We start from the raw sequence: 13502 nt of genomic DNA, 5'->3' as shown, positions 1-13502 counted from the left end.
CCCCAGCCGGTATGGCCGGCAATTGCATACTCAGGATTCCCTGCTAATATGCCGCCCACTACCTGATTCTAGGCGGGACTCCCTGTGTCCTTCGAACCCTCACCCACCCGCCCCGCCACGCCTAAACCGACATTGCGCTGGGATATTTTTTGTCACGTTATCGACAACTTCGGCGATATCGGTGTGAGTTGGCGTCTGGCGCGGCAGCTAGCTCAGGAACACCACCAGAGCGTGCAGCTCTGGGTAGATGACTTGTCAGCGCTGACCGCCATGGAGCCCTCACTCACCCTCACCAGTGAGAGCCAGCTCATCCACGGCGTGCAGGTTCGGTACTGGCCCGACACCTGGTGCCAGCAGCAGGTTGCAGATGTGGTGGTCGAGGCCTTCGGTTGCACCCTACCCGCGCCATACCTCGATCTCATGGCTACTACAACCCCACGCGTACTATGGCTGAATCTGGAATATTTAAGCGCAGAAGATTGGGTAGAACAGTGTCACGGTCTTACCTCTAAGTTGGGCAACCGTTTTCAAAAATACTTTTTCTTTCCCGGCTTTACCGATAAAACCGGCGGCCTCCTGCGCGAGGAAAATTTGATCGCGCAGCGTCATCAGTTCCAGTCTAACCGCCGTGAGAAGAACGCCTTCCTCAATCGACTTGGATTACACCTTCCAGAGGACGCCTTATGTTTTTCACTGTTCAGTTACGAGAACCCTGGGCTCCATAGCTGGCTTGACGCACTTAGCCAGGCCCCCAAGCGCGTGCATCTGCTCGTGCCTCAAGGGCGGATTTTACAAGACCTTCAGCGCTGGCTTGGGGTTGACGCACTGGGTGCGGGCGATAGCGCCCAGCGCGGCGCACTGGATATTCACATTCTGCCGTTTCTCAGCCAAGATGATTACGATCGTTTGCTCTGGTGTTGCGCCCTGAACATTGTGCGCGGCGAAGACTCTTTTGTACGCGCCCAGTGGGCTGGCAGCCCGATGCTATGGCATATCTACCCGCAGCCGGAAGACGCCCACCAACCCAAACTCCAAGCGTTTTTAACGCTTTATTTACAAGGCCTTAGTGCTGATGCCGCAGACGCGCTCAAGCATTTCTGGCTGGCCTGGAATACAGGCGCGAATTTGGCTGACAGCTGGGCTCGGCTGTCTCCCCACTGGTCAGCCATTCAAGGCAACGCACAGCGCTGGTGTAATCACCTGGCGCGCCAGAAAAATATTTCACAACAGCTAGTGACCTTTGCAGAAAAACAGATAATATTCGCGCCGCGAAATCTCTCGTGATTGCATGCCGCCGGAGGCATCATGAAAACTGCTCAGGATATCAAGCCCCACAACGTGGTCCTCATTGATGGCAGCCCCTGGTTAGTTCAGAAAGCGGACTACACCAAATCCGGGCGCAACAGCGCCATCATGAAAATGAAACTCAAAAATCTGCTCACCGGTTCTTCCACCGAGACGGTTTACAAGTTTGACGACAAAGTAGACGTTGTCAGTCTGGACAAAATCGACACGACCTTTTCTTATAAAGCTGACGATCTGTACGTATTCATGGACGAAGAATACAACCAGTACGAGCTGCAGGCCGACGATATTGAAAACGTACTGCCATTTCTGGTCGATGGCATGAGCGACGTATGCAACGCCGTATTCTTTGAAGGCAAAGTGATTTCCGTCGACCTGCCCACCACTATCGTACGTCAGATCGACTACACCGAAGATGCGGCGCGGGGCGATACCAGCGGCAAGGTAATGAAGATTGCGAAGCTGGCCAACGGTACCGAGATCAAAGTGCCGGACTTCTGTGATACCGGTGACTGGATCGAAATCGATTCGCGCACGGCGGAATACAAGTGCCGCGCGAAGATACCCGCCTAGTTTTCACAGCGGCCTTTGCTTAATGGTCTGACCTGCGGTTGGGCGACGAGTACCTCGCCCAACCGTCAGTGGTTTTAGCGCTCGCATGTCAATGGCGATCAAACGGATGCTCCGGCCACATACGCCAGGCCAGCAGCATCGGCATCAACATCCACGGCAGGTTAAAGGCGAGGTAGTAGCCTACATCGGGCGGCGGGTGCGCACCGTTAAAGGTTTCGTAGAAATAGAAGTACATATTGGTTACCGACGACCCGGCAAACAACAGCGCCCACAATCTGATCCAGTTGCACTGCTTCCACAGCGCGTACAGCAGAACGATAAGAAAGGGCGAATGCACGAATCCGTCGAGCGTCGTACTGGCCAGCAAGGTGATCGGTGGGTCGAGGTGCTGCGGCTCCTCTGCCACCGCCCACTCATAAAGCCATTGCAGCGGCGGCCACGGGCTGTCCGGACTTACCGGCACGCCCAGCGCTTCGGGCAAGCTAAACAGCAGCCCATAGGTTACCGAGATACAATAAAATGCAAACAGCAACAGATCGACCGGTCGTTTATAGAGGGACATAACGTGCTCCAGTTGTTATTATTGTTCCAGCCTATCAGAGATTGGGGGTCAACCCTTTTCGCAGCCTGAATTTAAGACACCGGTCATAATTCTATCTTACTGAACCGCTACACTATCCCCACAGACAGATTCATCCAGCAAGCAAGAAGGCATGTTATTTGCGTGCACGTGGTTTCATTTACCACTGAATACATTGTCATGGAATCAATTTTTAGCGCAGGGATGCAACAGATGTACACGAGTTGACCTTGTTATGCGATTTTCACATCCGTCGTCCGACAAACCCCATACCTATACCAGCCGTCATGGCCCATTTGTGATTGATCTGTTTTGGGGCGCTGCGATTTATCCCTGCACCACAACCGACAGCCGCTACCGTGAATTTGTAGTGACATCAGCGGCTGGCCAGGGCATTGCAGAAATCCCGGAAGGTGCCAACACCGCCGACATGGGCGTGGTGGTTATGCTTCGCAAAAAAGGGCAGAACAAACGCCCGCCCCAAGAGCTGACAAGCTTCGTCAAAGAGCAGGGGTCGCATCGTTTTCTCGGCGGTACTGGCGCAGCACTGGTGCCGGGTTCGCTCATCTATAATGCCCTGGCACTGACATTGCTCATCGCCCTGAGCCTGCTCGGACACTGGGTCATTGGGCTCGCCCTGGCAAGCGCTGTATCGGCGCTAGGGTTTGGGCTGATCTACCATCAGACAACAAAAATGGTGGAAGAAGCGCGTCACGCCGCGACCGTCAGCTTTCGCGCTAACCAGTCATTAAAATCCACGGTGATTCGACACACACCAGAGCACTACGAGGTGGTCGAGCACGCAAACGATGCGCCTGTAAAGGACACAACGGCCGCCTAGGCCAGTCAAACAGCTAGCAAACGATATTTAAGCGCTGGAAGTTTCATGCATCTGTGGCCACAATAGCGCCATGACGCAAACTTCTTTCACCGCCAATAAACCTAGTGCTGCTGAATACAGCCCCGTCGAAGACCTGGCAAACAGCCTCAGTCACGGCCTGGGTGCGGTATTAAGTGTCGCCGGCACGATTATTCTGCTGGTGCTTGCACTGCCGGAAGGCGATATCTGGAAGCTGGTCAGCTTCAGTATTTTTGGCGCCAGCCTCACGCTACTGTACCTGAGCTCCACCCTGTACCACGGGTTTCGCAGTCCGACTTTGAAACGCACCTTCAAAATGCTAGATCACTGCGCTATCTACCTTCTGATTGCAGGCACTTACACACCGTTCCTGCTAGTCAATCTGCGCAACGGCACCGGCTGGACCGTATTTGCGGTTATCTGGGGTCTGGCGTTGGCTGGCATCATTCTCAAACTGACGCTGGGTCACCGGCTAAAAGCACTGCGGGTTATCATCTACCTGATCATGGGCTGGCTGGCGCTGTTGATCGCCTCACCGTTGGGTGCCTCGCTGCCAGCAACAGCGCTGAACCTGATCATCGGCGGTGGCATTGTTTATACCCTTGGTGTGGTGTTCTATCTGGCCAAGGCCATCCCCTTTAATCACGCGATCTGGCATCTTTTTGTACTGGGCGGCAGTATCTGCCATTTTTTTGCGGTGTACGCTGGCGTGTTGCATTTCAGCCCAGCCGCTCACTGAACGACTGGGCGCCGGCCTCGGAATTCACAAGCACACCCACACAGGCGGGATCACACAATTCTGCCACGACCAATGTATAATTCGGCCTGCTTTTTTCTGTGACACCTCGGAGGGTGATTTGGAACGTTTTGTTGAAAACCTGATGTATGGTACCCGCTGGATTCTGGCGCCCATCTATATCGGCCTGAGCCTCGCCCTGTTTATGCTCGGCCTGAAGTTTTTTCAGGAAATTTTTCATTACCTGCCGCTGATTTTCGAAATGAAAGAAGCCGATCTGGTGCTACTGGTGCTGTCACTGGTGGATATGGCTCTGGTGGGCGGATTGCTGGTCATGGTGATGTTCAGTGGCTACGAGAACTTTGTTTCGCAGCTGGATATCAGCGAAGGCAAGGAAAAGTTGAGCTGGCTGGGCAAAGTCGATTCAGGCACCCTGAAAAACAAAGTGGCAGCATCGATTGTGGCGATATCATCAATCCACCTGCTCAAGGTATTCGTGAATACCGAAAACATCGATACCAGCTACCTGAAATGGTATGTGATTATCCACCTCACTTTTGTAGCATCTGCATTTGCGATGGGCTATCTGGACAAAATCACCCGCAACACGCATTAAATTGCAACGCTTGAAGCTGAGCTAGCCTAGCAGACGATTACCGTTTTATCGCCTGCCAGCTCAGCTTTCAGCAAGCGTATAGAGCGCAAGTGCTGCCAGAAGGTCGGTCTTCTTTACCGGCTTGGGCAGATAATCGTTCATCCCTGCTTCCATAAACTTTTCACGGTCACCATCCATCGCATTAGCAGTGAGTGCAATGATGGGAATATCTTTGCCGCGTTCGCTCGCGCGAATATGCCGGGTCGCTTCGAGACCATCCATATTCGGCATATACACATCCATGAGAATCACATCGTAGGGAAAGCTGGCAACCGCATCGACTGCTTCCTGCCCATCGTGCGCAACATCAATCTGGTAGCCACTGTCTTTCAGCATGGCCTGTATCACAATGCGATTGGTTTCACCGTCTTCAGCCATCAGCAAGCGCACAGTGGATCCAGTGTCTTTTGGCAGGGGAGGTGCTTCGCTCGCAATGGATTCACGACTGGCTTGCGGCGCATGGGCCAGCTTCAACGTAAGCCTGAGCGTAAAGCAGGCACCTTTACCTGGCTCACTTTGCGCGGTAAGTGTTCCTCCCATCGCTTCGATAATACGACGGCAGATAGCCAAACCGATACCAGAGCCACTGTACTGCCGATCAGCACTGGCGTGAAGCTGGGTGAAAGGTTCAAACAACTTTCCTATATCGACCTCAGAAAAACCAATGCCGGTATCTTTTACCTGTATCTGCAGGTCGACACTTTTGTCGTCCAGACCCAGCGGCTCAGCATTCATGGTCACCATGCCTTCGCTGGTGAATTTAATCGCGTTTGACAGCAGGTTCAGCAGCACCTGCCGCAGTCGCCCCTGATCCGCAGATACCGACAGCGACTGCAGTCGGGCATCGCAATTCAAGGTAAAGCCCAGCCCTTTTTCTTTTACATTGCCAGACAGTAACTCCGCCGTCGCCGACAGCATTTCCGCCACATTGAAGATTTCGGGTTCAAGCTCCAGTTTGCCCGCTTCAATTTTACTGATATCGAGAATTTCGTTGAGAATGCTGAGTAAGTGCTCGGCGGATTGGTAGGCCGTACGCACGTAGTGACCCTGTTCCTCAGACAAACCTGGGCTTTCCTGTAACAGCCCGAGCATACCAAGAACACCATTGAGCGGCGTTCTGACTTCGTGACTGACGGTTGCCAGAAAATCAGATTTTGCCTTGTTGGCTTCCTCTGCCCGGGTCTTTTCAAACATCAGCTGCGACTGGTTTTCACGCAGCTCGGTAATGTCGCGATGAAAACCCACCCATCCACCATCGCGCATCCGCTGGTAAAGGATGTTCAGCCACTGACCGTTAGCCAATTCAATATTGAGGCTGCAATCTTCCTCTTCGAGAAGGCTCAACAGTGCCTGTTCAAGTTCTTGAGTTTTCTCGGGCTCCACCTGATATATACCCGCCCTCATGGTTTCTTCCACAAAGGTGCGATAATGCGTTCCGGCGCTGATGGCCGACGATGCACCGCGATACAGTTTGCTGAAGTTCTGATTACTGAGCGCCAACAAACCGTACTGGTCGAATACCACAAAACCTGAGGGCGCCGCTTCAATCGCATCGCGAAAGCGAGTTTCACTGTGCTCCAGCGCAGTGGTTGCAGAACGAATCATCTTGCGCAGGTTATGGGGGATACGCAGTAGAAAATACAACAGGCAAGCCAACAGAAGCGCAGCAAACCCCAGTCCAACAAACTGTTGTTGGCGCTTTTCATAGTACGAGGCCCAGCCGCCGCGCGGCAGCGCGCCAATTTCCCAGGAACCTTTAAGCAAGGCCACGTTTGCTGTAAGCGCCTGCTCCCAATTAAAGCCGGAGCTGCCATAAAACATTTCACCGAGCGAGCCTTTCGAATCCTTGCCCCTAATCGCAAAGACCACGTTCTCGCCAACGCTGTTTAAACCGGCCTCCGCATAAAGCACATCCAGATCGAGCAATAGAGTAGAGAATCCCCAAAACGCTTCTTCGCCAGTCGTCTGATCTGCGAGGAAGATCGGCTGCCGAGCGATTAGTGCCGTGCCGCCCTGTATCAATTGCAAGGGGCCTGCAATCCAGGCTGTTCGATTCTCTATAGCCAGCCGTGCCGCTTCAGCCCGGCGGGCATCAGCCAGCAGATTGTGACCGACCGCTGCCTTGTTTTCCTCGTACGGCCAGACGTAAGTCACCACCCCGCCGGGGGCCAACTGCAAGCTTTTAACCCCGGTAACGTTACTGCCGACCTGATGCGCAAAGCGCTCAAAGGTTTTCTGGTCGATGCTGCTGTTAGCATGAACCATTCCGCTTGGCCCGTTAACCAGAGCCAGCTTGGCATTAAGTGCCGATTCCAGATTACCCCGCACCAATGACAATTGGCTGATAATGGCCTTTTCGTCTTCTGCTCGAAGCGTCTCTAACTGCTGCCGGTCGTACTGGGCAACACCCCACACCATAAAAGCAAAAAGCATGGTGGCGATCAGGGCGGATGCCAGTGGGCTGGAGATAAGCGCAGGGAAACGGTCAACCAGAAAATAGCCGGACTTTACCGAGGCAACGTTCAGCTCGGTTTCAACCTGCGACGCCAGATCGCGCAGGCTATCACAGTCACGAGGTGACATACTGCGCGGGCGGGTATCGATAAGGCACAGGGTGCCAATCAGTTCACCACCCGGTGTCTTCAATGGACAGCCTGCGTAAAAGCGGACATGCGGCTCGCCCACCACCAGCGGGTTATCGTGGAAACGCTCATCGGCCAACGCGTCTTCCACGATGAATAACTCTTCACTCTTGATAGCGTGACCACAGAACGACACATCGCGCCCCGTCTCGCAGGCGCTGAGTCCCTGCCGCGATTTGAACCACTGGCGCTGGTCGTCGACCAGGCTGATAAGCGCAATCGGTACCGCAAACAGATGCTGCGCAAGACGCGTGATGCGGTCAAAGCGCTCTTCGCTGGGGGTATCAAGAATGCCCAGCCGGTAAAGCGCGTCGAGTCGCTGCTGTTCGTTCTGCGTTGGTGTGGCCGCTTGCATGGTCGCTCCCTTAAATCCACACTAACGCAGCAGGCAGACCCTGCAAAACAGCGCGGTGTGGCTGATAAGCATAGACAGAGTCAGGGGGCTGGAGCAAGTAAAGGTTGGCCCCCACCGGCACAACCAAAGCACGTCGCAAGTTCGGGTAAAAATCGCAGTCTTTTGCAGACTGTCGGCAGCAGGCGGCTTGTTTTCTACCAAACCCTTGCTCCGACCACGCGGCTCCACGAACAGTCATTGCATTGACCACCAGTGCTCGTGGCGGACTGAAGTTACAGGTTAAATCCTGACCCGTACGGTAGAGCGCGACAGCCCCTGCACCATTTCGATTTCGCGGTGGGTGGCGACGGGCTGCACTGCCAGTGGTTCGCCGCGGGCTAAATCGCGGGCACCATGCAACACCAGCGAAACACGCTCCGACGTGTGAATACTTGCCAAAGGGTAAACGCTTTCAGGATAGACGGCTACAACCAGAGAGGTAATGTTGCCGCCACCGCTAGAGGCTGGGGTTTTCTGTGGCAGCAAGCTCATCACGCCTTTACCACCGGCCGCGCCTGCGGCACCCGAGGGGCGCATCACGCCGACCAGGCGAACATCGCGGGCTACCGTGCGAACGCCAGCTGCGCTGGTCACCAGCACATCCAGACGGTCGCCACCGCGCAGTTGGGAAACGGGAATACTCTGTGGGTCGGGTGCCAGGGTGTACAGTACCCGGCCCGCCGGAACCACCTCGGCCAGCGACGGGCGTTTCAAGGCCACCACGTCACGGTCGTTAAAGGGCTCGCCTGCCTTCTTTTCTACGGTCAGGCGCTTGCCAATCAGAGCGCGCGGCTCTGCCAGAACAACGCCGTCAGTTTTGACTTTGCGCTGCTCAAGAAATTTGGGGGTGATAATTTCGCCAATCTTCAGATCCGATGAGGCGACCCAGGCGGTCTCGGAACCCATGCGGTCTATCTGGCGTATGCCTAATACTGAAGCAAGCATGCTGGACGCAAGAAACAGGACTATCGATCCTGTGGCACTGCCTTTCAATTTGCGTTTCATGTCTTACCTCCGGGTCTTACTCAGTTTCTTTTGTTTTAGGTTTTACTGTTGATTTCGAGTTTGAATACCCCTCCCTGGGTACCCAAACTCAACGGGGTTGGATTAACGGGTGCCTGTGCCTGAAGAGCTCGCTGCGCCGGCTGACGGAGTCGGGCCTACAGCAGCTTCAGATTCCAGGAAGTCAGTGGCTACGTAAGTGAAGGTCACGCCATCACCTGCGTTGGTGTCAGTCGCGTCAACAAAGCCAGAACCGGCAAATTCAGCAGTGCCCTGTACGTTGCGGATACCGTCGAAGGCGTAGCTTTGATCCAGTGAACCGATCGCTTCAGCCACATCTTCCATTTCGGCGTTGACCGCATCGCGCATGGTCACCAGACCAACGATCATGCCAACCACCATGGTGGTAACCAACAGAACCAGCTCAGTGGTCATGATGAAACCGCGCTGCTTTTTGCCTTTCAAGTTAGATACGTTCGCTTTCATGGGTATTTCCTCGTGTGTTGAGTTTGGGTTTTCAAAATTTTTCAGTTTAAGGTTTGGGATTCGTTGCCCCCTCTTCAGTGGCGCGGTCACCCGGTTAAAGAGCTGTGCCTGTTGGCCTTGTGTTGCTCTATGACAGGGTTATTGCAGAGCGCGTACCAACCTTGCCAACTTTTAGAATTATTTTTATAAGTTGTTATAAATCATTTGGTTACGGATGATCACAGCGTGCCTACAGCTGACTGAGGGCCCCTGGCAGACTGGCACGACAAGGCCAGAATTCGCATTTTGCAAATACCACTCCAAAATCAATTCGCATTTTGCGAATCGATCCATAAAAAGCTGGCACAAAAAGGCTGATCGCTACTTCGAGGGAACACCGAGGGCGCTAACATTCGCTAGGTAGCGCTCGCCCGCGAGCACCCTCTACCCGCTGGGAAAGGGTGTAGAGCCCCTAAATTAAAGCCTGCCTACACATGGATTTACGAAGAGCCATAAAAGAAGAACCATAAAAAAAGGGGGCTTCCTGAGAAGCCCCCTTTCACTGGGAAGGAAAAGTTCGGTTTACCTCAGGTCAAACCGATCCAGGGTCATTACTTTGACCCAGGCATCGACAAAGTCCTGCACAAAGCGCTTGCCTGAACCATTCATCGCGTAGACCTCAGCCACCGCCCGAAGCTCCGAGTTGGAACCAAAGATCAAATCCACTGGCGTCGCTGTCCATTGCAGCTCACCGGTTTTGCGGTTGCGTCCTTCATAGATACCCTTTTGCTGCTTCGCCTTGCTCCACTGGGTATCCAGCGATAGCAAATTGACAAAGAAGTCGTTGCTCAGGGCGCCCGGACGTTTGGTGAAGACACCGTGTTGGGCGCCGCCACTGTTGGCATTCAGCGCGCGCAGCCCCCCCACCAGGACAGTCATTTCCGGCACAGTCAGCTCCAGCAGGCTGGCGCGATCCACCAAAGCCTCGGTAGGCGTGTAGCGGCTTTCTCGGGTGTAGTAGTTACGAAAGCCGTCAGCCTTGGGCTCCAGCACCGCAAAGGAGGCCACATCCGTCTGCGCCTGCGTCGCATCCGCACGACCCGGTGTGAATGGCACCACAATGTCGTGACCGGCGTCTTTCGCCGCCTTTTCTATCGCAGCGGCGCCACCCAGAACTATCATGTCAGCCAGCGACACTTTTGTATTAAACCACTGGGATTCATTGAAGTCCTTGCGGATGGACTGCAGCGTAGACAGTACCTTCGCCACTTCAGCCGGGTTGTTAACAGCCCAGTTTTTCTGCGGCTCCAGCGCCAACCGCGCACCGTTGGCACCACCACGCATATCGGTTCCTCGATAAGTTGCCGCCGACGCCCAAGCGGTGCGCACCAGTTCGGGCACGGTCAACCCGGAATCCAGAATCTTGGACTTGAGCTTTTTGATATCGCCGGAGCCAATCAGCTTGTGGTCCGCGCTCGGTATCGGATCCTGCCAGAGCAAATCTTCGGCCGGCAGATCACCCGCAATATAGCGGGCCTTGGGGCCCATATCGCGATGGGTCAATTTGAACCAAGCGCGAGCAAAGGCTTTTTCAAACTCCTCCGGATTCTCCCGGAAGCGTTTCGACACTTCGCGGTAGGCGGGATCCATTTTCAGCGACAAATCCGTGGTGAACATAATGGGCGCATGGCGTTTGCCTTCCACATGGGCATCCGGCACCAGATTGGCCGCCTGACCATTCTTCGGCACCCATTGGATGGCGCCCGCCGGGCTGCGAGTCTGCTCCCATTCAAAGTTGAACAGGTTATCCAGGTACTGCGTGGTCCACTGTGTGGGGCTCACCGTCCAGGCGCCCTCCAGGCCACTGGTAATGGTATCTTCCGCATTGCCTTTGCCACACGTGTTCTTCCAGCCAATCCCCTGTTGTTCAATAGGTGCGGCGGCCGGGTCCGCGCCGACACACTCCTCGGGTTTGTGGGCACCATGCGCTTTACCAAAGGTGTGCCCGCCGGCGATCAAGGCGACGGTTTCTTCGTCATTCATCGCCATACGACCAAAGGTTTCTCGAATATCTTTGGCTGCGGCTAGAGGATCTGGTTTGCCATTGGGGCCCTCGGGGTTCACATAGATCAAACCCATCTGCACAGCCGCCAGTGGCTTTTCCAGTTTGCGGTCGCCGTGGTAGCGCTTGTCACCCGCCAGCCACTTCTTCTCGGCACCCCAGTACACGTGATCCGGCTCCCAGTCGTCTTCGCGACCGCCCGCAAAGCCGTAGGTTTTAAAGCCCATGGATTCCAAGGCAACGTTGCCGGTCAGCACCATTAGATCGGCCCAAGAAATCTGGTTGCCATATTTCTGCTTGATCGGCCACAGTAGACGGCGGGCGCGATCGAGATTGACGTTGTCGGGCCAACTGTTCAGCGGCTCAAAGCGTTGCTGGCCACCACCGGCACCGCCGCGCCCGTCAAATACACGGTAGGTGCCGGCACTGTGCCAGGCCATGCGGATAAAGAAGGGACCATAGTGGCCGTAGTCCGCGGGCCACCAATCCTGAGAATCGGTCATTAGCGCCTCAAGGTCTTTCTTAAGGGCGGCCAGATCCAGTTTCTTGAATTCTTCAGCGTAATTGAAATCCTCACCCAGCGGATTGGATTGCGCATCGTGCTGTCGCAGGGGCTGCAAATCGAGCTTATCCGGCCACCAGAACTCGTTGGTGGGGCCACCCTTGCCAGCGGCCGCCGGCATGGACAGCGACAAAGCGATGGCCAGCGCTGTCAATGAGGGTATCGCGGGCTTGATCATGGTTGTTCTCCTTATGGTGACAAGATCCACTTCTACGGGCATTCCGAAGCAATGGATGGGGTGGGCCGTGACACGCACGGGGGTGCGACGGCAGGCCGTATACGTCTTATTAGTTATAGACCCAATTAACCCATAGGGAAAATAGTATTTATTGAACGATATGATAGCTTTTTTCGATCATAAATCATGTGACCGAAAACGAGCCCAAACAGCCCCGCGATGCACTCAAACACAAGCTAGAGTTGGTCGCGTTTTACGATTTTAAGACGCGGCGGCTGAGCCCCTTCGGCCAGCTGATAGCGAATCGATAGCAATCCATGGTTGTAACCGTTGGTATCGAGCCAGCTTGCGTTCGCCAAGGCTTCGCGAGAGACAATCACCCGATAGCGACCATCTTCGTCGATTTCAATATCTCGATTATTAAGGCTGGTGTGCGGAGCCGCCTGGTAATCCAGCGACTGCATCCAGCGGTTCTGTATAGAGATTGACCAGTAGTCCACCTCCGGCGCCACGCCCTCAACCACCATCGCTTCATCGTCGTTAAGGCTAAACCACGTGCCAAAATAGGTATTGTCGTGGGTGGGATAAAATACGCCGCCAAAGGACTGGTTATAAGAGGTTGGCGGCTCAAAGCTGTTGGGCGAAGCCTGCAGCATGGCCATCAGTGCGATATTGCCATTGAGGGTTTCATTAAAAAAAGTCGTGGCTGCATGCAGACGCTTGGCCAGCGGCAAGGGCTCTCTGCCCACTGCACTCAGGTTGCGAATGGCCAAACGGGCAAGCCGAGCCCTATCTCGTCGATGGTAGTACTGCCGCACCATCAGCATATGAATATCATCGTCCAGCTGCAGCCAATCGCCGCGGTAATCTGTGGGGCGCTCGGTGCTCAACAGCACTCGAAAATTGCCCTTGGCATCAACTGTCAGGGATTGGGTGGACAGATTGCCCGCCGGCCGATTCCAGCCATTGGCGGCGGTGCCGTAGAGCATAAACCCCAGGTAGGCAGCATCACCTCGATTGCCCGTCACTTCATACTGATAACGGGCATCAATTTCAGCGGTGTGGTAAACCGCATCAGGGCTGTCGCCCAGAAACTTGCGGTAGTCCGCCATCCAGTCGGTAAAGCCCGGATAGGCCGGATCGCCCTTGGCCACTTTCATTTCCAACGCCGCCGACGATAATTGCGCGAGATACGCCAACCCCGCCTCGCGTTCGCGGGTATCCGGCGCTATCGCCATAACCCGAGCCGCAGCGGCCTCCAGACTGACCATATGCTGCTGCCATGCCTGTGCAGCGGGCTCGCTCTCCGCCCATGCCGCTGGCGGCGCTTCCACTGTCACGCTACCGTGAGTGAGACCATAAAAATAGCTTGCTGCCAGCAGCAACAAAACAACCAACCCACCGAAAAGTCGCGCCATGTCATTCTCACCTTCCGTGTTAGATTAACTGACTATAGCGGTGCGAACACGGACGGCGGATTACCGTTGAT

At 54.8% G+C, this 13502-nt stretch carries 11 protein-coding genes; 5 read left to right on the top strand and 6 right to left on the bottom strand.

The genetic code is table 11. The features are described from left to right. Positions 1-84 precede the first annotated feature (84 nt). Both earP and efp read left to right on the top strand, forming a co-directional pair. Positions 85-1284: an elongation factor P maturation arginine rhamnosyltransferase EarP gene (earP, locus tag ABYP39_RS01390; protein WP_372750571.1), complete on the top strand. Its 1200-nt coding sequence runs from the start codon at positions 85-87 to the stop codon at positions 1282-1284. Positions 1285-1305: 21 nt separating this feature from the next. Beyond that, positions 1306-1878 (top strand): elongation factor P, encoded by a 573-nt coding sequence (efp, locus tag ABYP39_RS01385; RefSeq protein ID WP_372750572.1) that lies wholly within the window; start codon positions 1306-1308, stop codon positions 1876-1878. Between the two features lie 88 nt (positions 1879-1966). Here efp and ABYP39_RS01380 read toward each other — a convergent pair whose 3' ends face one another. Continuing rightward, positions 1967-2440 carry an emopamil-binding family protein gene (locus ABYP39_RS01380; protein WP_372780840.1) on the bottom strand — a complete coding sequence of 158 codons (474 nt, stop codon included), beginning with the start codon at positions 2438-2440 and terminating at the stop codon, positions 1967-1969. Between the two features lie 253 nt (positions 2441-2693). On the opposite strand from ABYP39_RS01380, the gene ABYP39_RS01375 reads away from it, so the two are divergent. The 3 genes from ABYP39_RS01375 (at position 2694) to ABYP39_RS01365 (ending at position 4669) form a co-directional block, all read left to right on the top strand. Continuing rightward, positions 2694-3299, top strand: a complete 606-nt coding sequence (locus tag ABYP39_RS01375; protein WP_372780839.1) for a hypothetical protein — start codon at positions 2694-2696, stop codon at positions 3297-3299. A 70-nt stretch (positions 3300-3369) separates the two neighbouring features. Continuing rightward, positions 3370-4056, top strand: a complete 687-nt coding sequence (locus tag ABYP39_RS01370; protein WP_372780838.1) for a hemolysin III family protein — start codon at positions 3370-3372, stop codon at positions 4054-4056. 118 nt (positions 4057-4174) lie between these two features. Next, on the top strand, positions 4175-4669 hold the full coding sequence (locus tag ABYP39_RS01365; protein ID WP_372750118.1) for a TIGR00645 family protein: 495 nt from the start codon (positions 4175-4177) through the stop codon (positions 4667-4669). Positions 4670-4729: 60 nt separating this feature from the next. On the opposite strand, the gene ABYP39_RS01360 is transcribed toward ABYP39_RS01365, so the two are convergent. From ABYP39_RS01360 to ABYP39_RS01340, 5 genes are all read right to left on the bottom strand, one after another. Continuing rightward, positions 4730-7705: an ATP-binding protein gene (locus ABYP39_RS01360; protein ID WP_372780837.1), complete on the bottom strand. Its 2976-nt coding sequence runs from the start codon at positions 7703-7705 to the stop codon at positions 4730-4732. Positions 7706-7984: 279 nt separating this feature from the next. Then, positions 7985-8749, bottom strand: a complete 765-nt coding sequence (locus ABYP39_RS01355) for an SAF domain-containing protein (protein WP_372780836.1) — start codon at positions 8747-8749, stop codon at positions 7985-7987. Positions 8750-8851: 102 nt separating this feature from the next. Next, complete coding sequence (locus ABYP39_RS01350) at positions 8852-9232, bottom strand: hypothetical protein (RefSeq protein WP_372780835.1); 381 nt, start codon at positions 9230-9232, stop codon at positions 8852-8854. 561 nt (positions 9233-9793) lie between these two features. Further along, entirely contained in the window at positions 9794-12013 is a 2220-nt protein-coding gene (gene katG, locus ABYP39_RS01345; protein WP_372759118.1) for a catalase/peroxidase HPI, read from the bottom strand. Positions 12014-12249: 236 nt separating this feature from the next. Next, positions 12250-13431, bottom strand: a complete 1182-nt coding sequence (locus ABYP39_RS01340; RefSeq protein WP_372780834.1) for a DUF1214 domain-containing protein — start codon at positions 13429-13431, stop codon at positions 12250-12252. Positions 13432-13502 lie beyond the last annotated feature (71 nt).

The organism is Litorivivens sp., assembly GCF_041625495.1.
Classification (GTDB): domain Bacteria; phylum Pseudomonadota; class Gammaproteobacteria; order Pseudomonadales; family Spongiibacteraceae; genus Litorivivens.
The sequence above is the reverse complement of the archived record's forward strand: the minus strand, read 5'-3'. Positions and strand labels throughout refer to the sequence as shown.